General features: G+C 45.4%; 21 protein-coding genes. 15 read left to right on the forward strand and 6 right to left on the reverse strand.

The window, feature by feature from the left end; translation table 11 throughout:
- Positions 1-1035 precede the first annotated feature (1035 nt).
- Positions 1036-1950: a COX15/CtaA family protein gene (locus tag QUA90_RS21260; protein WP_006634563.1), complete on the forward strand. Its 915-nt coding sequence runs from the start codon at positions 1036-1038 to the stop codon at positions 1948-1950.
- A gap of 133 nt (positions 1951-2083) precedes the next feature.
- Positions 2084-3061 carry a heme o synthase gene (locus QUA90_RS21265; RefSeq protein WP_333447648.1) on the forward strand — a complete coding sequence of 326 codons (978 nt, stop codon included), beginning with the start codon at positions 2084-2086 and terminating at the stop codon, positions 3059-3061.
- Between the two features lie 48 nt (positions 3062-3109).
- On the opposite strand, the gene QUA90_RS21270 is transcribed toward QUA90_RS21265, so the two are convergent.
- Complete coding sequence (locus tag QUA90_RS21270) at positions 3110-3478, reverse strand: DUF5615 family PIN-like protein (protein WP_333447580.1); 369 nt, start codon at positions 3476-3478, stop codon at positions 3110-3112.
- Complete coding sequence (locus QUA90_RS21275; protein WP_333447582.1) at positions 3475-3777, reverse strand: DUF433 domain-containing protein; 303 nt, start codon at positions 3775-3777, stop codon at positions 3475-3477. Before QUA90_RS21275 ends, QUA90_RS21270 begins: the two co-directional genes overlap by 4 nt.
- 126 nt (positions 3778-3903) lie before the next feature.
- Here QUA90_RS21275 and QUA90_RS21280 point away from each other — a divergent pair, with 126 nt between their 5' ends.
- The 5 genes from QUA90_RS21280 to QUA90_RS21300 all read left to right on the forward strand — a co-directional run bounded on the left by QUA90_RS21280 (position 3904) and on the right by QUA90_RS21300 (position 6376).
- Positions 3904-4140, forward strand: coding sequence for a DUF433 domain-containing protein (locus QUA90_RS21280; RefSeq protein WP_333297618.1), 237 nt, complete (start codon positions 3904-3906; stop codon positions 4138-4140).
- Positions 4141-4329: 189 nt separating this feature from the next.
- On the forward strand, positions 4330-5076 hold the full coding sequence (locus tag QUA90_RS21285; protein WP_333447584.1) for a uracil-DNA glycosylase family protein: 747 nt from the start codon (positions 4330-4332) through the stop codon (positions 5074-5076).
- Between the two features lie 180 nt (positions 5077-5256).
- Positions 5257-5448: a hypothetical protein gene (locus tag QUA90_RS21290; protein WP_333326687.1), complete on the forward strand. Its 192-nt coding sequence runs from the start codon at positions 5257-5259 to the stop codon at positions 5446-5448.
- A gap of 87 nt (positions 5449-5535) precedes the next feature.
- Entirely contained in the window at positions 5536-5949 is a 414-nt protein-coding gene (locus QUA90_RS21295; protein ID WP_333245659.1) for a hypothetical protein, read from the forward strand.
- Complete coding sequence (locus QUA90_RS21300) at positions 5942-6376, forward strand: HNH endonuclease (protein ID WP_333447586.1); 435 nt, start codon at positions 5942-5944, stop codon at positions 6374-6376. Before QUA90_RS21295 ends, QUA90_RS21300 begins: the two co-directional genes overlap by 8 nt.
- A 216-nt stretch (positions 6377-6592) precedes the next feature.
- On the opposite strand, the gene QUA90_RS21305 is transcribed toward QUA90_RS21300, so the two are convergent.
- Together QUA90_RS21305 and QUA90_RS21310 are read right to left on the reverse strand one after the other, a co-directional pair.
- Positions 6593-7192, reverse strand: a complete 600-nt coding sequence (locus tag QUA90_RS21305; RefSeq protein WP_333447588.1) for a class I SAM-dependent methyltransferase — start codon at positions 7190-7192, stop codon at positions 6593-6595.
- A gap of 211 nt (positions 7193-7403) precedes the next feature.
- Positions 7404-7844 carry a hypothetical protein gene (locus tag QUA90_RS21310; protein WP_333386293.1) on the reverse strand — a complete coding sequence of 147 codons (441 nt, stop codon included), beginning with the start codon at positions 7842-7844 and terminating at the stop codon, positions 7404-7406.
- A 460-nt stretch (positions 7845-8304) separates the two neighbouring features.
- On the opposite strand from QUA90_RS21310, the gene QUA90_RS21315 reads away from it, so the two are divergent.
- From QUA90_RS21315 to QUA90_RS21325, 3 genes are all read left to right on the forward strand, one after another.
- Positions 8305-9468, forward strand: a complete 1164-nt coding sequence (locus QUA90_RS21315; RefSeq protein ID WP_333447590.1) for a baeRF3 domain-containing protein — start codon at positions 8305-8307, stop codon at positions 9466-9468.
- A gap of 18 nt (positions 9469-9486) precedes the next feature.
- Positions 9487-10179: an SRPBCC family protein gene (locus tag QUA90_RS21320; RefSeq protein WP_333447592.1), complete on the forward strand. Its 693-nt coding sequence runs from the start codon at positions 9487-9489 to the stop codon at positions 10177-10179.
- A 444-nt stretch (positions 10180-10623) separates the two neighbouring features.
- Positions 10624-10998 (forward strand): signal peptidase I, encoded by a 375-nt coding sequence (locus QUA90_RS21325; protein ID WP_333447594.1) that lies wholly within the window; start codon positions 10624-10626, stop codon positions 10996-10998.
- Here QUA90_RS21325 and galK read toward each other — a convergent pair.
- On the reverse strand, positions 10988-12067 hold the full coding sequence (gene galK, locus QUA90_RS21330; RefSeq protein WP_333447596.1) for a galactokinase: 1080 nt from the start codon (positions 12065-12067) through the stop codon (positions 10988-10990). The two genes, QUA90_RS21325 and galK, sit on opposite strands and share 11 nt — an antisense overlap.
- Before the next feature lie 262 nt (positions 12068-12329).
- Between galK and rsmA the strand changes: the two genes are divergently transcribed.
- Positions 12330-13151 (forward strand): 16S rRNA (adenine(1518)-N(6)/adenine(1519)-N(6))-dimethyltransferase RsmA, encoded by an 822-nt coding sequence (gene rsmA / locus QUA90_RS21335; RefSeq protein ID WP_333386304.1) that lies wholly within the window; start codon positions 12330-12332, stop codon positions 13149-13151.
- A 245-nt stretch (positions 13152-13396) separates the two neighbouring features.
- On the opposite strand, the gene QUA90_RS21340 is transcribed toward rsmA, so the two are convergent.
- Positions 13397-14923, reverse strand: a complete 1527-nt coding sequence (locus tag QUA90_RS21340) for an ATP-binding protein (RefSeq protein WP_333326665.1) — start codon at positions 14921-14923, stop codon at positions 13397-13399.
- A 90-nt stretch (positions 14924-15013) separates the two neighbouring features.
- On the opposite strand from QUA90_RS21340, the gene ispE reads away from it, so the two are divergent.
- The 4 genes from ispE (at position 15014) to QUA90_RS21360 (ending at position 18272) form a co-directional block, all read left to right on the forward strand.
- On the forward strand, positions 15014-15991 hold the full coding sequence (gene ispE / locus QUA90_RS21345; RefSeq protein ID WP_333447598.1) for a 4-(cytidine 5'-diphospho)-2-C-methyl-D-erythritol kinase: 978 nt from the start codon (positions 15014-15016) through the stop codon (positions 15989-15991).
- A 183-nt stretch (positions 15992-16174) separates the two neighbouring features.
- On the forward strand, positions 16175-16528 hold the full coding sequence (locus tag QUA90_RS21350) for a DUF3082 domain-containing protein (RefSeq protein WP_333039267.1): 354 nt from the start codon (positions 16175-16177) through the stop codon (positions 16526-16528).
- Positions 16529-16603: 75 nt separating this feature from the next.
- The gene (locus QUA90_RS21355) at positions 16604-17221 is read left to right on the forward strand and encodes a DUF488 domain-containing protein (RefSeq protein WP_333447600.1); all 618 of its coding nucleotides are present in this window, start codon (positions 16604-16606) and stop codon (positions 17219-17221) included.
- Positions 17222-17513: 292 nt separating this feature from the next.
- On the forward strand, positions 17514-18272 hold the full coding sequence (locus QUA90_RS21360) for a hypothetical protein (protein WP_333447602.1): 759 nt from the start codon (positions 17514-17516) through the stop codon (positions 18270-18272).
- Positions 18273-18327 lie beyond the last annotated feature (55 nt).

Consider the following 18327-nt stretch of genomic DNA (forward strand, 5'->3'; position numbering starts at 1 on the left):
CTACCGAAACTGGTCTAAACTAACTATGTTATTCTACCACAAATATAGTCTGTCTACTTACGCCGAGCTGTACTAGCCCGATCGTAATTAGGAGCGATAATACCAGAACAGCGGTTTCGTTTTTTTGGGACATAATTTTACCTTTTTAGATTTTTGAAATAACGAAGTCATTAGTCATTAGTTATTAGGAGGGAGTCAAAAACATTGACCAAGGAGAAAAAGTGATTTTAACTTGGCGATCCCGAATTGATGTAGGGTGCGTCAGATAGAGTGATTGGATCTATCAATTGATGCTTTCGGAGCTGAGGCATCCTGCAAGCCTAAAATCCAGTAGTCACTATTCCCTTATTATATGCGATCGCCCGGATCTGATATAATTCAGTAACATTGGCATAGTCAAATCCGGGCGATCGCACTCTTTAGTCTGAATGCTTTCAAGGTGGTTCCACCAGAAAAGTGCAGGAATTTGTATAAGTTACCGCTTCAAAGATTAGTGAACCCTACCCTGCAAGAGCGCCACTTCCTCCATTCCAAATGTAGTTATGCAGGCAAGAAATGATAACTGGTGGATTAGATAAAACGCTGAGTGTTGGAACTGAATTATACACTCTGACGTGAGTAAACCTGAGAACTACCTTGAAAAACACTTAGGGGGTAACTCTTCAGTCCTGTATTTAGTTAAAAATTTTTACGTTAAAGTTGGCTATATATCATAAACATTTGAAAAAAAGCTTTTCTTAATCATATCTTTATTTTTCTCCGCGAGGGGGACAGGGAGGGAGGCTGTAACAGCAAAGGGTTCGGTAAAATAATTAAAGTTTGTTGAAATTTATAAAAATAGCTGCAATACTTTGTAATGTAAAGAGGAAAGTTGAAAAATATCTAAAGACAAACTAATTGGATTGCGATGTCGCTAAGGTAGTATATATGACGGTTTGTCACAGAAAAAGAGTGTTAAGCTCCGCTAAGCTCAGCAAAAGTAAAAGCTCGCTATTTCATTAAGTTCGATCGATAACAAAGGCTAAGGTAAAGTTCATGGCAAACTCAGTTTTAAATCAGCCAAACGCAGCAGCAGGAGTGCAGTGGCAGCCAAAAGATATTATCCGCGGTCTAGTGTGGAAAATTGCGATCGCAACCTGGCTGTTAATGGCCGTAGGCAGCGCCACGCGAGTCATGAATGCGGGGCTCGCTTGCCCCGACTGGCCGCTGTGCTACGGTCAATTAATACCCGCAGCGCAAATGAATTTGCAGGTATTTCTGGAGTGGTTTCACCGGTTGGACGCAGCGGCAATTGGCTTGAGTGCGATCGCACTTTTAGGACTATCTTTGTTTTACCGCAGCCGCCTGCCAAAATGGCTGCCTTGGGCGAGCGCTGGGGCAGTATTTCTAATCGTTTTTCAGGGCGTATTGGGCGGCTTGACAGTAACACAACTGCTGAGATTTGACATCGTTACCGCTCACTTGGGAACAGCTTTACTATTTTTTGGCGCCCTGCTAGTCATCGGTTTCATGCTGACTCCCTACGAAGCTACAGGAAATGTCGGCAAATTAGCTTGGGTAAGTTCGATCGCAGTATTGTTAGTTTACCTGCAAAGTTTGCTAGGAGCATTAGTAGGCTCTAGATGGGCACTGCACCAATGTTTGGACTCCTCAGAATTGTGCTCGGTAATGAACAGCCACATCGCCGGTATCGTACCAGCTACAGCAGCGACTTTAGCAGTAGCAGTGATGGCTTGGCGGCAGCCTGCACTGAGTCCCAATTTGCGAAAACTGGCTAATTGGGCGAGTGTTTGCCTCATTGCTCAATTAGTTCTGGGATTAGCAACTTTCCGGCTGCACCTTCAGGTAGAACCGCTGACAGTCGCCCACCAAGCAGTCGGTGCTGCTTTGCTGGGAACCCTGATAGCTTTTAGTGTTTTAGCTTGGCGCGATCGAGTTTTATCAGCTTGAGAGATCAGACTAAAGTAAGAGGCGGCGGGTTTATGAATCCTTGTAGCTACACCAAATATATCTCGTAAAACCCGCCACTCCAACCTAATGACTAATGACGAATTCGCAAATAATTACTAACAGCTTACAACCGATGCAAGAAATCCTTACCAACGACAGCCCCCGCCTCCACGAAAACTTTTCGCAAGTGGTGAAAAGTTACTATCAACTAACAAAACCCAGAATTATTTTACTACTGCTAATAACAACCTCAGCAGGAATGTGGATGGCCGCCAAAGGAGAAGTCGATCCGCTATTGCTGGTATCCACTATTACCGGAGGTGCTTTAGCTTCTGCGTCGGCGAATACGATTAATTGTGTCTACGACAGTGACATCGATTATATTATGGAGCGCACCCGGTGGCGACCGATTCCTTCCGGGCGTGTCAAGAAGCGGGATGCTTTGATATTTGCGATCGCCCTAGCTACAATATCCTTTACATTGCTCACAGTTGTTGCCAACTTATTAGCCGCATTGCTAGCGATGTCAGGCATCGTTTTCTATGTCCTAATTTACACCCACTGGCTGAAGCGTCACAGCGTGCAAAACATCGTCATCGGCGGTGCAGCAGGGGCGATTCCCCCGCTAGTTGGGTGGGCTGCGGTTACGGGAGATTTGAGTTGGGGTGCGTGGCTGCTGTTTGGGATTATATTCCTGTGGACACCGCCGCATTTTTGGGCATTAGCAATGATGATTCGCGATGAATACAAAGAAGTAGGCGTCCCGATGTTACCTGTAATTGAGGGCGACGAAGAGACAGCCCGCCAAATTTGGATTTACACGCTATTGATGATTCCTGCAACTTTGCTGCTAGTTTATCCCCTGCATTTAGCGGGCGCGTTGTATGCGGGAACAGCTATTTTCCTGGGTGCTATTTTTGCCCAAAAAGCTTGGTTGCTGTTGCAGACTCCAGAGGATAAGATTGTTGCGCGATCGCTCTTCAAATACTCTATTCTGTATCTGATGCTATTGTGTGCCGGAATAGTGGTTGACAGTTTGCCTGCGACTCATAATTTTACTACTGCTCTTGTACAAAATGTGCAAACTTTGATTAGTGCAGTTGTGATGTAGTCTGCTTTTAGAGCCCCGGCTTCTTGAAGAAGTCGGGGCTCTCGGTATTTAGCTATTTTTCAAGTATTTACCCCAAAACTCTAACTGGTTCACCATTTCCTCTGCTGTCTTATTAGCAGTTAGTTCCATAATGACTCTAACTTGCTCGCCCACGGAATAGTCTTGTGATCTCAGCGCAATGCCAGCATGAGATTCCTCTCTGCCAAGGAACTCAGTATGTAACTGACAGAAGTCTCCAATATTGTGACTGTACAAAACTCTGTTTTGACTGGCAGCTAGCCGAAGTTGTTCTTCGTCGATTAATCCTTCTGTTTGAGTTTCGTTGACTGTGGTTACATCGACTTGACGTGCCCGTAATGCCCGTAGTAGGGACTGATCCTGGGAGTCTTCATCTAGGTAAAGCCTAATCTCACTCATGCTTCTTTACCAAAGTTGCTGTACAAAGCTTCAAGACGCTTGGCTTCTGCTGCTTGATTAATCAAATCAGTTTCAATTTCTTGGGTGTTGGCATGATAGTAAGTTAATGCAGCGTAGACTTCGGCGAGGGTGAGATGTCCGATGCGATCGCAAATCTCTTCAGCAGTCAATCCTCGCTTGTACCAGGTTACAATTCGGCGAACGGTAACGCCCTTACCGACGATGTGGGGACATCCACCATGCAGTCCGGGAGTGCGTGTAATGAGCGTACCAATGTCAATAGATACTGCTGCGGTCATAAACTATGGAAGTTTGAAGGGACTGATCTCTATTACAGCATAGCGATCGCAGAATTAGATCGCGGCGTGAGTTTCGGGCGATAAATGAAGTAAGCTAAAGACAAAGATTTTAAACAATTTTAAGCAATGCCAGCATCCGTTGCTTATCTGTTTGACAGAATCACAGTGAACCCAAGACAATGTGGCGGTCGTCCCTGCATCCGGGGAATGCGGATTCGAGTCATCGATATCCTAGAGTTGCTGGCTGCGGGTGAGCAAATTTTTAAGTTTATCGAAGAATTTCCCGACTTGGAAATTGACTATATTAAAGCTACGCTTCTGTATGCAGTCCGCAAGCTCGATCGTCCTGTTTTAGCCGCATGACAATTTGGTTGAATTTTCATCGAACGGCAGCAATTGCTATGTGAATTAGTGCCACTTTTGGTGACATACATCAGCGATCGATCGGCGGTATTTTTCTCTTCTATTGGGTATTGTACCGCAACTGCGATACAATTATAAGTTCGACTGCTAGATTTTCGTAAACTCGTAATCAGTTTATATATTTCGGGAATGTCTGAAAAAACTCTGCTAAGTGAAATTGTTCATTGTCCCCATGCACGAGAGTGTCAAGAAGATCTTTCTGTTGAAAATCCATGTCGTAAAATTGTTGACTCTCAAAATGCAATTGGGTTAGAAAAATTTCAAGTGCCTGAACCTTGGAGTGGACAGATAGAGCAAGCACCCATTCTCTTCCTGAGTTCAAATCCATCAATTGGCTCTGATGAAGATTACCCAACTTGGGATTGGTCATGTAGCGAAGTACACGATTATTTCAATTACCGTTTTGGAGGAGGACGTAAGCACTGGATCGTTGATGGTACAAAATCCTTGCTAAAAGACGGGAAATATAGTCGCTCTACTCGATTTTGGGCAGCGGTTAGACAACGTGCGATTGAGCTACTTCAACGGAACGTTAGTCCAGGCATTGATTATGCGCTTACCGAGATAGTGCATTGTAAGTCTCGTGCCGAAACTGGTGTAGAAGAATCACAGGAGCAATGTGTGGAAGCCTACTTGTTGAGAGTTTTAGAACTAGCAAGAGCAAAAGTGATAGTGGTACTGGGGGCACGCGCAAAGCAAGTGATTCAAAGCCAATTCAATATCTCTACAGCAAATTCAATATCCGAGTTCGTTGAGATAGGGAATCGTGAAAGATTTTTTGCTTTTCTCCCCCATCCAAATGCTCGGATCCACCGTTCTTTTGCTAAGTGTTTACAGGGTGATGAACTTGAAAAGTTACGCGCTTTTTTGCGGTAGCATCAAAATACGGCAAGAGATGCGCGCACTCGAACAACGCCAATGCACCCGACCGTCGAGATCCTGTCGGTGGCAGTCTGAGGTAATTTGCGGCGGGTGATTGGCAACGTTAGACCGCTAAATCTGAGTTGGGTAGTGGCTTGAATGTATCTATCAAATTCCAACCCAAAGGTGAATGTCATGCAAGCTAAACTTCAAGAACAACTTTCTCCTGATGCCGAAGTTATTTTGGGACGTTTGCCAGAACGAATTAAAGCTGCTCTAATTGCGCGTCCTGCGAAAATTGAATATCCGATCGCCATTTCGATCGCCAGTTTTCTCGACACAGAAGCATTAGCTTTCGTAGATTGCAAACCAGGACGCGGGCAGTAAAATCGAGAAGTCCCAGGCGATGAAGTTCGAGATAAGGTGAAAGCCCGATCGCTAAAATGATGAATAGATGTTGCTGCCAAGATAACCATGACCACCATCACCCTCAACCTCTCTCCCGAACTCGAACACCAGATCCGCACTGAAGCGTCTCGACAAGGCGTTGAACCCGATCGCTACATCCTCAACGCCCTGCAAGAACGCCTCCAGCCTAGACTTCCAACCACCCAACCTACAGAAGCCGACTTGCTGCAACAAATTAACATCGGCTTTAGTGCACAAACCTGGGAAGAATACCATGCCCTCATCGCCAAGCGTCATGCCGAAACCCTGACTCCCGAAGAACACAAGCAACTGATCCAAATGAGTGATCGCCTTGAACAACTCAATGTTGCCCGCATTCAAGCCTTAATTCAACTCGCAACCTTCCGCAACCAACCTCTGACGGAGCTCATGCAAACCCTCGGCATCAATCCTCATCCCGAGATCGTTGATTATGCCTGAATCCCGCCTCACCCAGCAGCAACGACAATTCATTAAACAACGCGCCAATGGTTGCTGCGAGTATTGTCTCAGTCAAGCTAAATTCTCTCCAGACCCCTTCTCCATTGAACACATTATCCCTCGCTCCAAAGGTGGCACCAGTGATTTGGATAATCTGGCGATCGCTTGTCAAGGGTGCAACAATTTCAAATACAGTCATAGTGAGGCGATCGACCCCGTTACAGGTGGCTCCGTCCCACTTTATCATCCTCGACGGGATAACTGGAGCGAACACTTTACTTGGAGCAGCGATTCGACTCAAATGTTGGGTTTAACACCGACTGGACGCGCTACCATCGATCGGCTGCAACTCAACCGAGAAGGAGTAGTCAATCTTCGAGGAGTCCTGCATTCTATCGCTCTACATCCACCTCAGAATGATTCGTAATTGAATATCCGATCGCAGCGGCGATCTAAATGGCGATCGCCCTAATCTCGACACACGTTACACCAACGCCCCTAACGCTTTCAATGTCGATTTCTGAGCATTCGTCAATCCCGTTGCCCCTTGAATATTCATACCTTCATAAAGTCGATCGCCCATCAACGTCCTAACACAGCCACCAGTTGCGACATCCCACAGCTTAATCGTGCCGATGATAAATTAGGTCTTTTGGGCAATTATATAAACATGATTTTCAGGATACTGGTCATATTCGAGATGGCGACAGGTGCAATGATGCTCAACCAAAATTTGCAGAAAAGTATCTACGCCCAAAGTGCTGTAATCAAAATCTTGACCTTGAAATGCTCCCGAAACCTCGCTGCTTGTATGTCCGCCGCCACAAGTGAACAGGATCACTCCATTAGGTTCAAGCGCATCGCATAGCTTTTGTATCACAGGCGCTTGCTTGTTGATTGGCAGATGAAACGTGCTATCCCACGCTGCAATCAGGCTGTAAAGTTTCGGCGGCAGCCAATCACAAATGTCTTCCCGGTAAAACGTGATTTCTGGATGTAGCCGCTGGGCTAAATCGATCATTTCGCTAGAAATATCAAGTCCTTCAGGCTGAAATCCATGCTTGGATAAGCTCTTGATAAAACGCCCGCTGCTTCCACACCCGACATCAAGTGCTGCGTGCTGTTTAGAAGTAAATTTGATCGCCCGTTCTAATTGGGCAATCCCGTAGGTTGAATCTTGATGCTGAGTTTGCCACCATTGGGCAATTCTGTCGTAGCGGGCCGATGTATCATTTGGCTCCATAGAGTGACCTCATCAGTGTCGATCGAGATTTTCAGGACAATTAAAATCTTTCTCTACGGTACACCCAGACTACGCGATCGCCCCTAACCCTCTCAATGTCGCTTTTTGAGCGTTTGTTAATCCCGCCCGGCCTTGAATATTCATTACATCTTGAACACTACCAAATTTTTCAATGTTTCAATTTCGGGCTGTGAGTGGGAAAGTGGCGATTTCAGTTGCAGATTCTGGCAGAGGGGGGGCGTAGACAAAGATAAGTTAGCGGCCCTAACAGCGGAACTAGAGACACTGCCCAAAAAATGCGATCGTCCGCGAGTCCGCGGCGTGCCATGTCGTCTCCCAGAAGTGAGGGAAATATTACAGCCATCAAGCAACAATCCCAAGTTATTAAATGCACAAAAGGAATTGACTGCCACTGCTTGACAAAATCTCCCCAATCTCCATTTAACCAAGCCCAAGCTAACAGCCAGATAGTAGTTAGTAAAAGTACAATGCCTGTCCAGCGGGAGTCTGATATTTTGATTAACATATCTTTGCGGCCGGAAAATTCTTGCTGGGGCTGGCGGAGGAGTAAGTAGGGAATTAAGCCGATGATGCCGGCGCCGTTGGAAGCGAGGAAAGCAGGCAAGCGCGGATATATTTTGGGTTCTCTCATCAATGAATAGGAGGCAAGCGTAGACCATCGGCCACACTCCCATGAGAGCGAATATAGTGACAAGGTAGGGGTTGATTCCTTCTAGCTGGAATTTGAGCATTTTTTCCATAACTGTTAGCGTTCCGGGCGGATCTAGAGGAGCTAGCAGTAAGGTGTAGGCAATAAATGTTGCCCAGAGCAACCCCAGAAAAATTTTTGTTTTCATTATTATATATAACGAGTATTTGAAGCCGAATAAATTAAATTATGGTAAAGTAATGCCCGACTTAGGCGCGTCTATCTTAGGTCATAAGCACTTCGATTGGAACAGCGGCTGCAAACCCCGTTTTAGTTCGGGGATGAAAGGCTCTACAGCAGGCGATCATTACTTTAGGCAGACGCAGGGGCCATGTCAGGAGAGATACATTTTAAAGAATCGGTTGTTTTTATTACAAAACCCCTTAGCAAAGGAGTTTCAGCGGTGAACTTAATATCTGTAGAGGAACTCAAAGCGCTGGTACAACAATCTCCTGGATTGTGCGTCTCTATTTATATGCCAGTCGCTCAAGGAACAGAAATTCAACAAAATCCGATTCGGTTCAAAAATTTAATCAGAGAGGCTGAAGACAAAATAGTAGAGTACGGATTTGACAAAAAAGAAGCTGCCCAATTGCTAGAGCCAGTCCGAGCCGAAATTGACCAGGAAAACTTTTGGGAAAATCAAAGCAACCTGCTGGCGATTTTTGTCGGTTCTGGATTTTTTCGCTACTATACCTGTCCGGTGAATTTTGACGAATTAGTGGTTGTAAGCGACAATTTTCACGTCAAACCGCTGATGCCTCTGCTGACAGGAGATAATTTCTTTTATGTTTTAGCTCTCAGTAAAAAGGAAGTGAGGCTGATTGAGTGTACGGCTTACAGTGCTCGGGAAGTTGAAGTTGAAAACTTGCCGAAAAGCCTTGAGGAGGCTCTGCAATATGACCCGACAGCTAAAGATGGTCAGTTTCGGATTGCTACTTCAAAAGGAGGCACTAATAATTCTTTTCAGCAGCCGGGAAGTTTTCACGGCCAAGGAAGTCCGGATCGAGATGAGCCCCAGCAGGAAATATTGCAGTATTTCCACATAATCGATGCGGCGCTGCACGAATATTTGCGTAATAAAAAAGCTCCTTTAGTGTTAGCTGGAGTTGAATATTTGCTCCCGCTTTACCGAGAAGCCAATACCTACCCGCATTTATTTGAAGAAGGAATTACAGGCAATCAGAAACTTCTCAAGCCGGAAGAATTGCGGGCCGAAGCTTTGCCGCTGGTAGAACCTTTGTTTTTGCAGGCTCAGTCAGAGGCGATCGCACAATACCACGATCTGACAGGAAGCGATAAAATTTCTGCTGACTTGAAAGAAGCTGTTTCGGCTGCTTATTTTGGACGAGTCGATCGACTGTTTGTTGCTCTTGGCGTTCAGCAGTGGGGTAGCTTTAATCCCGAGACGAACTCGGTGCAAATCCACCCCGAGGCAGAACTGGGCGACGAAGATTTGTTGAATGCCGCAGCAATTCAAACTATTCTCAACGGCGGAACTGTTTACGCGGTGCCGCCGGAAAAAGTGCCGGACGAGGCGCCTTTAGCTGCTATTTTTCGCTATTAATTTACCAGGTTGAAACCAATGGAATCTACTTCAATGACAAATTCCGACAAACAAAACCAAAGTAGCAGCGGCGATACCGAACGCTGGGCATCTTTAATTGGTGGCGGGGCGCTGGTGCTTTTTGGTTTGTCGCAGCGTTCTTTGCGAGGTGCTTTGCTGGCAGTTGCGGGCGGCGGTTTAGCGGCGCGCGGTCTGGGGGTTGTGGAGGGTTTGCAGTCTGCTGCAGATCCGAATCAAAGCATTAAAGTTGAAAAGACGGTGACGATCGACAAACCGGCTGATGAATTGTACCGTTTATGGCGCAATTTTGAAAATTTGCCTCGGTTTATGAAGCATCTCAAACACGTTACGGTCATCGATGAAAAACGTTCTCACTGGATTGCCAGCGCGCCGATGGGCAATAGTGTGGAATGGGATGCAGAGATTGTGCGCGAAGAAGAAAATCGCTTAATTGCTTGGGCATCTGTGGAAGGAGCTGATGTTGACAATTCGGGTTTTGTGCGCTTTCAACCGGCATCCGCAGGACGCGGAACTGAGGTAAAAGTTGTCATCGAATACAACCCTCCCGGCGGTGCAATTGGTGCTGGTGCTGCTAAACTATTTGGCGAAGCTCCCGAACAGCAAATTGCCAATGATTTACGTCGCTTTAAGCAGTTGATGGAAGCTGGGGAAATAGCGACTACGGAAGGTCAATCTTCGGGCCGCAAGTAAGTATCGCACTTTTGGTGGTAAGCCCTTGTAGCGACACGGCGAGTGTAGGGACTTAGGCCAAGCCCATAGGTGTTCAACTTAAGCTTTTTGTCCACCAGTCCTCCCGCCCACCCCTTAGTCCGCCAGGGAATGAATTCCCTGTCTCATAGCTAAAGTCCTCTCAAAGAGGACTAAAAAACTCATTAGTCGTCTTCAGACGACTTTAGCTTTGAGGCAGGGGTTTCAACCCCTGTCGGACTAACTGAAAAACTCATTAGTCGTCTTCAGACGACTTTAGCTTTGAGGCAGGGGTTTCAACCCCTGTCGGACTCTCGGTTGTACGTTAAGTTGACACCTATGGACTGTTGGAGTGTCCCTACGGCACGAGCGATCAAGTGGGATGTCCTTGAGTACAAAACGTAGAGTTTGTGCTCTCAAGCTATTTGTTGTTTACCTGATTAGCTGATGTCATCTCAAGTGGTTTTCGGAAATGCGGGCGTTGAAGGTGCAAGTCGGGGCGGTTGGTTTGCCGGTCATTTTATGACGCCTGAAGATGACCCGCGATCGACTGCTGTTTTAGAGGTAAAATGGGGCGCTCACCCCGCCGGAGATTGTAGGACTCAGTGGGCGGTAAATGCGGAAGCCACCACGCTTTCTATCCTGGTAAAAGGGCGGTTTCGCCTACAATTTCCAGAGCAAGAAATCTTGCTTTCTCGCGAAGGAGATTATGCTCTCTGGCAGCCGGGAGTGCCTCATTATTGGTCTTCCGAGGAGGATTCGGTGATCGTCACTGTGCGCTGGCCTTCCCTGTCGGGAGATAGTTCTGGAGTTAAGAATTAACTTTAACTTCTGGAACCAAAACGCGGCCGCTATAACCCGCGCGCTGGTAGCGATCGATCGCCTCGGATGCGATCGCACCCGCTTTCCCACTCTCCACCAAGGCTACGCAAGCACCGCCAAAACCTCCGCCCGTCAGCCTTGCGCCGAAGACTCCCGGAATTGACTGCAAGATGGCCGCCAGCGTGTCTACTGCCGGCACCGAAACTTCGTAGTCGTCGCGCTGACTGGCATGGGAAGCATTCATTAACTCGCCAAAACGTTTTGCTGGCAATGATTTTACCGCTTCGAGTACGCGGTTGTTTTCAGTAACCACGTGGCGCGCTCGTCTTCTGAGGGGTTCCGGCAATACTTCCACTGCTTGCGGATCGGCGATATCTCTGAGAGCTTTAACTCCCAATATCCGCGCTGATTCCTCACACTCGGCGCGTCGCTGATTGTAGCCGCTTCCTGCTGCCAGTTCGTGGCTTTCGCCACTGTCAATTATTAAAATTTCTGTGTTTGTGGGAAAAGGTATCGGGTGGCATTCGAGGCTGCGGGTGTCGATCAATAGCATGGTGTTGGTGTCTGCTAAACTCGACGCCATTTGATCCATGATGCCACAGTTCAAGCCGGCATATCGGATTTCGACTTGCTGTCCGATTTGAGCTAGCCGCACGTCGTCTATGGGGAGGTTCAGCAGCGCGCGCACTCCTCTGAGGGTTGCTATTTCTAAAGCGGCGCTGCTGGACAAACCGGCTCCGATCGGCACAGTCGAGGTAATGTAGAGATTTATTGGCGGTACTTTGTATCCTTCTTTTTCTACAAGTCTGAGGCAGCCACAGATATAACTGACGAATTTTTGCGGTATGGTATCGTCGTCTGAAAAATTTATGAGTTCGTCATATTCTGCTGAATAAACATGGTGTCGATCGTCGCTGCTGAAGCCGATTTGTACTGTGGTGCGCTGGGGAATCGCTGTTGGAAGTACAAATCCATCGTTGTAGTCTGTGTGTTCGCCCAGCAGGTTTACTCGGCCGGGGGCGCTGGCTGTGGTTTTGGGTAATGTACCAAATACTCGTTGGAATTTCATTTTTGGGGAATTGGTAATTGGTTCTTGGTTAGTTGTTATTGGTTATTTGGAAAAACAGCTATCCGTGTATCCGTGCCTTCCGTGTCGTGCTGTTGGTAATTGGGAATAAATTAATTTATTTTTTATCGTTTATCCTTTTATAGTGCCCATGTTTTTTGGTTAGTTCAACCCCTGTTAACAAAAATAAACATGACCGTAGGTTAGGAAAAGATATTGAGCTGTGATAGAATGACAGGCTAAGATTTCTCCAAAAATTCAAAAAATGCGATCGACCAGACCCCGGAAACAGTTTGCTCAACATTGGCTCAAAAGCGAGAAAGCCTTAGATAAGATTGTGAAAGCGGCTTCTTTGGATCGCGATCGCGTCCTAGAAATTGGGCCGGGCACGGGGATTTTGACTCGACGCTTGCTGCCTGCGGCTGAGTCTGTTGTTGCTGTGGAGATCGATCGAGATTTGTGTCTCAAGCTAGCCAAACAACTCGGCAAAACCGACAATTTTTTACTGCTGCAAGGCGACATCTTGGAAATGGACTTAGAGGCTGAACTAACAGCCTTTCCCAAATTCCAAAATCCCAATAAAGTTGTTGCCAATATTCCCTATAATATCACCGGCCCCATTCTGCAAAAACTGCTGGGAACGATATCTGTTCCTGCGGCTAAACCCTTCGATGCGATCGTGCTGTTAGTGCAGAAAGAAGTGGCCCAAAGGCTTTACGCTAAACCGGGTTCGACAGCTTTTGGCGCGCTGTCAGTGCGTGTGCAGTATTTAGCAGAATGCGAGTTAATTTGTGATGTGCCGTCTAAAGACTTTTTTCCGCCGCCAAAAGTCGATTCCGCCGTGGTGCGGCTGCTTCCCAGAGAGATAGAAACTGCGGCGGTTAATCCGCGCTATTTGGAGAATTTAGTTAAGTTGGGATTTGGTAGCAAGCGCAAGATGCTGCGAAATAATTTGAAAGGGGCTGTGGACTTAGATAAACTCGTTCACTTGCTGGAAGAGTTACAGATAAATCCTCAATCTCGCGCTGAAGATTTAAGCGTGGATCAATGGGTAAGTTTGAGTAATAATATGCTCTCAGATGTTTAAAATTCAAGATTGTGTTAGATACCCGACTTCTTAAATAAGTGGCGTATTTGGGAATTCTTTTTTTATCAGGACTTACGCATCGGGGCCCATAAACCGGGTTTTTTACCGAATCTGCTGTGTACAACGAGTCTTTTCGTAAAAAAAATGGTTGCTCAACAATCGGGCGTAATTCCTATTTACGAAAAACCCCTATTTGGTCTGACTACTAACAGTTGAATTGAGGTTTTATGGGGATTCTTAAAGGTTTATTGCAGGCTAATCGGAATTTTAATAATAAATTCTGCACCTTTCCCCGGTGCAGAAATACACTGCAATTCGCCTTGATGTCTTACTGTGATAATTTGATAGCCAATTGATAAACCTAATCCCGTGCCTTTACCTACTGGTTTAGTGGTAAAAAATGGATTAAATAACTGGTTCCTCACGGATTCTGTGATTTCTGGCCCGTTGTTGCTAATTCGGATTTCTACGACTTCACTTTCTAAAAGTTTGGTAGAGATTTTGATGAGGCGGGGATTCGTTTCATGGGCTGCAATCGACTCGCTGTGGCTGTCATCTTCTAAAGCATCAATAGCATTAGCCAGGATATTCATAAACACTTGATTTAGCTGTCCGGGGTAGCACTCTATTCGGGGTAAATTGCCATATTCTTTGATAACTTGAATATTCTCCAAACCGGGCTTAGCATTCAATCTGCTTTGCAAAATCATCAGTGTGCTGTCAATTCCTTCATGAATGTCGGCTAATTTCATTTCTGCTTCGTCAAGGCGAGAAAAAATTCGCAGCGACTTGACAATACCAAAAATCCGCTCAGCGCCGTTTATCATAGAAATTAATATTTTTGGCAGGTCAGAGATGATAAAGTCTAAATCTATAGACTCGATTTTTTCTTGAACTATGGGTATGGGATTCGGATATTGCTCTTGATAGAGATTCACCAGTTCTAGCAAACTATTGGCATACTGGCGGGTGTGAGTAATATTGCCGTAAATAAAGTTAATCGGATTGTTGATTTCATGAGCAACCCCAGCGACCAATTGCCCTAAAGATGACATTTTTTCGCTGTGAATTAGGTTGGATTGAGCTTGCTTCAATTCAGACAAGGCTTGTTCGAGCTGTTGAGTTTGACATTTTAACTCTGCGGTGCGTTCCTCAACTCGAATTTCTAATTCTTCTTTAGCTTTTTTTAGGGCAGCTTCTGCTAATTGGCGCTCGACAATTTCCGATGCTAGGAGTCGATTGGCAAATTCTAGATGTTGCGTTTGAGACTTTAACTCTGCGGTGCGTTCCTCAACGCGAATTTCTAATTCTTCTTTAGCTTTTTTTAGGGCAGCTTCTGCTAATTGGCGCTCGACAATTTCAGCTTCTAGGAGTCGGTTGGCGGATTCTAACTGTGCGGGACTGGGGAGTGCTAGGGCTTGAGGCATTAAGTCTACCAAAAGTATGGCTGTAGCTAATGAAATAAGGGCAGTAATTGCTTTCATTGTTCCTGAAAGCCAATAGTTAGGATACCAAAGTGTCCAGAGTTCAAATATGTGAGTGATGCCACAGGCGACGATAAAGGCTCCAAACAGGGCAAAGATCCAATCAAAAGGCAAATCTTCGCGTTTTGAAATAAAATAAACCAATGTAATGGGGATGGAAAAATACGCGAGTGCAATGATAGAATCTGAGGCAATGTGAAGCCCGACTAATGGGGTATGCCAGAGATAGCAGTGGCCGTGAGGAATAAATGGCCCGGAAGTAAAAAAAGTTTTCCACATTTCCTGCATAATATTTCCTTTGAGTTGTGAGAAAATGGACTCTGACTGGTGTCAATTAATTTCAACCAGGGGTTTCTTTCACCTGCGGCTTAATCACCTATGCGTTCATATTCTCTGCTAGCTTCAGCAAAAATCAATCTGTATTTGGAAATCATAGGCGATCGCCCCGACGGATATCACGAACTGGCGATGGTACTTCAAAGCATAGATTTAGCCGATCGAATTGACTTGCGCGCGATCGGTACGGACACGATTCGCGTGCGCTGCGATCACCCGCAAGTCCCTCCTGATAAGAATAACCTGGCCTACCGGGCGGCGGATTTGTTGGCGAAGCAATTCCCCGATGCTTTGGCGAAATACGGCGGAGTCGAGATTGCCATTCACAAGCAGATTCCAGTGGCGGCGGGGCTTGCCGGCGGTTCGGCCAATGCGGCTGCGGTTTTAGTCGGGATGGATTTGCTGTGGCAATTGGGACTTACTCAGTCGGAGTTGCAAGAGTTGGGGGGAACTTTGGGTTCTGATGTGCCTTTTTGCATTGCCGGAGGTACGGCTTTGGCAACTGGTCGCGGAGATAAACTGTCGCCGCTGCCTGATTTAGGTGGCTTTTATGTGGTGTTGGCCAAGTACCGTAACCTCAGTATTTCTACCGCATGGGCGTATCAAACTTATCGCCAGCAGTTCAGTAGTTCCTATTGTGCAGCGGAAGATTTGGTGTGCCGCCGGGAACGGCTGCATTCGGGCCCGATGGTGGGGGCGATCGCCCAAAAAGATCGATCGAAAATTGGTCAATTGCTACACAACGATTTAGAAAAAGTTGCTTTGCCCGTGTACCCGCAGGTGTTGCAGTTGCGGCAGGCTTTTGAGTCGGCGGGGGTTTTGGGCACGATGATGTCGGGCTCCGGGCCGACGGTGTTTGCGCTGGCCGAGTCTTCAGAGCAGGCTCAGCAAGTTATGGAACGGGTTAAAAATGCGATCGCTTCTCCAGATTTGGATTTTTGGGTAGCGCAGTTTAGCAATACTGGAATTCAGATTTTTTCGGAGGGAAACGAGACGAAACCGCCGATTTCGAGGGTGTAACTTCAAGAGGGTGCGATCGCGATCGGCCGTTAAACCTGTCTAACAGCCGAGGGTCAAGATGAATCTAACTTTTCGCAGAGTCTATTGAGATCGAAGAACTGATAATATGTCATGCAAGACCGATTTTAGTTTTGGTGAATTAACCAGAAATCTAAAATCTAAAATCTAAAATCTAAAATCGCCATGACTGATTTAACTAATCCAAATTCTACTTCTAAACCTCTGAGTTCGGCTGGAGATGCAACCTCTGCATCTTCCACGCCGCCGACGATTTTGCGGTGCGTGATGGGTTCGCTGATCGCGGGCGGGTTTGCGGCGGCTTTGTACGCGCTAACTTTGTCGATCGTCCAAACTTTTGCCAATTCGCCCATTCATTCTGACAATGTGACTGCGATTAATATTGGCGCGGCTGTGCGAACTTTAGTCATGGGGATTGTGGCTTTGGGCGCGGGTGTTTTTGCTTTTGCATCTTTGGGTTTGATGCTGCTGGCTGTGCAACTTGTAATTCAAAAGTTGCTAAAGAAACCTACAGCTTGAAGTCTACCAATTGCAAAAATTGGGCTGCACAAACTTTCATCCGCAAGGCAAAGACTGCATAGTAAGATCGAAGCAATGGAATTATTTACGATCGGACACTCCAATCTGAGTATTGAAGCGTTTATTTTGCTGCTGCAACAACACGGAATTACGGCGGTTGCGGACGTGCGATCGCATCCGTTTAGCCGCTATTTACCTCATTTTAATAAATCCGAAATTAAAGCTTCTCTGTCAAGTGTCGGCATTCAATATGTTTTTTTAGGCAAAGAGTTGGGCGCGAGACCGGAGGATTTAAGCTATTACGATACTAGCGGTAAAGCTTTATACGATCGCATAGCAGCAACTTCTCTATTTTCCGCAGGAATTCAGCGCTTGCTAAAAGGCGCCGCCAATTATAAAATCAGTTTAATGTGTGCGGAAAAAGACCCGATTACTTGTCATCGGACTATTTTAGTTTGCTACAATTTGAAAAATTTTAACTTGCAGATTAATCATATTCTGTCCGATGGCAATTTAGAATCGCACCAAGATTTAGAAGCCAGACTTTTAAACAAGTTTAACAATGGCAAAAAAACTAATGAACCCATTCAATTAAGTTTGTTTGAATTACCACCTGATGTTAAAACTGAAAGGGTTGATTTAGAAACAGCTTATTATCGTCACGGATGGGAAATCGCTTATGTCAGCAAATAAAGCAATTAATTAATTTATCAAATATGTCGCAGTTAGCTAATTTTGCTAAGCCAAAATATTTAAATTCCTGCCAGCAAAACTTAATTTTGTAGGGCGCAATGTCCCCATTACTGCTAGAAGTAGCGCGTCAAACGATTTTTTGCATAAGTCCTGAACAACTCTTGACATCGCATACATTTATAAATTAGGGTACTGACCTCCGCGCCCACCCTATTTTTATAAATTTTGTTCGAGTTTTAACCTTGTTCATGCTATAATTCTGCGGGACTGTAGCAGAAAGGGGTGCTTTTTGATGAAAGCAGAATTTTATTTTGACTGTCACAAATATATTTGCAGTTTAGTTCAAGTAGATTTTGTCAAGGAATTAAAAATAAAAAATCATCAAGGTTTTGTTTTGGCTGTTAAGCAAGGAGAAAAAATTGGACTTTTGGGGAAAAGCCGCCATAATGCTAAACAAGTTGATGTATCTAAACCGCATTTTTATAATGTGATTAAAGCAGCTATGAGCGCTTTGGAATTAGAAACTAGAAATGAGGTTATATTAGATAGAAATCGAACTATTGCTGATGCCGAAGAACTGATTCAGCAGCAAAACCGAGAAATTCGCGTTCTCAACGAACAGATTAGAATGCTTGGGACTAAGGTTGAGGAATTGTCAAGGGAAAAGCAGCAGTTATCAATGCAGCTAGTAGACAAGGAAATTAGAGAAACTGAAATTAGTCAAGAAATTGATGATTTTCCTGCTTGCGAGGAAGATTTAGTGGCTGCCGAAATTGAGCAGCGGATTGGAGAAGCAGAAATTAGTCAAGAAATTGCACAATTGCCGATTCAAAATTCTGGGTTAGCCGTGCAGTTAATCGCAAATCAACAGAATGCGGAGGAAGCTGAGGAAGAGGAAGAAATCATCGGGGGCGAGGTTAAAATTGGTGATTTAGAAAATATAGAAGAAGTAGAAGAAACTGTAAAAAAAGTAGAAGTCCAAGGAGGAGAAAGTGAAATTAAGCGACTGCCTAAAAGACCTTCTAACAGAAAAATGAGAAAGAAATCTTAATGCTTTAGCTATAGAGCAATTTTCGCATCATTTGTGAATTTATTACGGACTCCCA

This window comes from Microcoleus sp. D3_18_C4 (assembly GCF_036702355.1).
Taxonomy (GTDB): domain Bacteria; phylum Cyanobacteriota; class Cyanobacteriia; order Cyanobacteriales; family Microcoleaceae; genus Microcoleus.

Coding starts and splice junctions, on each gene's coding strand:
- QUA90_RS21350 (WP_333039267.1), top strand. CDS start 16,175: ATGACTGATTTAACTAATCCAAATTCTACTTCTAAACCTCTGAGTTCG.
- QUA90_RS21295 (WP_333245659.1), top strand. CDS start 5,536: ATGACCACCATCACCCTCAACCTCTCTCCCGAACTCGAACACCAGATC.
- QUA90_RS21320 (WP_333447592.1), top strand. CDS start 9,487: ATGGAATCTACTTCAATGACAAATTCCGACAAACAAAACCAAAGTAGC.
- QUA90_RS21355 (WP_333447600.1), top strand. CDS start 16,604: ATGGAATTATTTACGATCGGACACTCCAATCTGAGTATTGAAGCGTTT.
- QUA90_RS21280 (WP_333297618.1), top strand. CDS start 3,904: ATGCCAGCATCCGTTGCTTATCTGTTTGACAGAATCACAGTGAACCCA.
- QUA90_RS21340 (WP_333326665.1), bottom strand. CDS start 14,923: ATGCAGGAAATGTGGAAAACTTTTTTTACTTCCGGGCCATTTATTCCT.
- ispE (WP_333447598.1), top strand. CDS start 15,014: ATGCGTTCATATTCTCTGCTAGCTTCAGCAAAAATCAATCTGTATTTG.
- QUA90_RS21270 (WP_333447580.1), bottom strand. CDS start 3,478: ATGAGTGAGATTAGGCTTTACCTAGATGAAGACTCCCAGGATCAGTCC.
- QUA90_RS21305 (WP_333447588.1), bottom strand. CDS start 7,192: ATGGAGCCAAATGATACATCGGCCCGCTACGACAGAATTGCCCAATGG.
- QUA90_RS21300 (WP_333447586.1), top strand. CDS start 5,942: ATGCCTGAATCCCGCCTCACCCAGCAGCAACGACAATTCATTAAACAA.
- QUA90_RS21360 (WP_333447602.1), top strand. CDS start 17,514: ATGAAAGCAGAATTTTATTTTGACTGTCACAAATATATTTGCAGTTTA.
- galK (WP_333447596.1), bottom strand. CDS start 12,067: ATGAAATTCCAACGAGTATTTGGTACATTACCCAAAACCACAGCCAGC.
- QUA90_RS21275 (WP_333447582.1), bottom strand. CDS start 3,777: ATGACCGCAGCAGTATCTATTGACATTGGTACGCTCATTACACGCACT.
- QUA90_RS21325 (WP_333447594.1), top strand. CDS start 10,624: ATGTCATCTCAAGTGGTTTTCGGAAATGCGGGCGTTGAAGGTGCAAGT.
- rsmA (WP_333386304.1), top strand. CDS start 12,330: ATGCGATCGACCAGACCCCGGAAACAGTTTGCTCAACATTGGCTCAAA.
- QUA90_RS21260 (WP_006634563.1), top strand. CDS start 1,036: ATGGCAAACTCAGTTTTAAATCAGCCAAACGCAGCAGCAGGAGTGCAG.
- QUA90_RS21290 (WP_333326687.1), top strand. CDS start 5,257: ATGCAAGCTAAACTTCAAGAACAACTTTCTCCTGATGCCGAAGTTATT.
- QUA90_RS21285 (WP_333447584.1), top strand. CDS start 4,330: ATGTCTGAAAAAACTCTGCTAAGTGAAATTGTTCATTGTCCCCATGCA.
- QUA90_RS21265 (WP_333447648.1), top strand. CDS start 2,084: ATGCAAGAAATCCTTACCAACGACAGCCCCCGCCTCCACGAAAACTTT.
- QUA90_RS21310 (WP_333386293.1), bottom strand. CDS start 7,844: ATGAGAGAACCCAAAATATATCCGCGCTTGCCTGCTTTCCTCGCTTCC.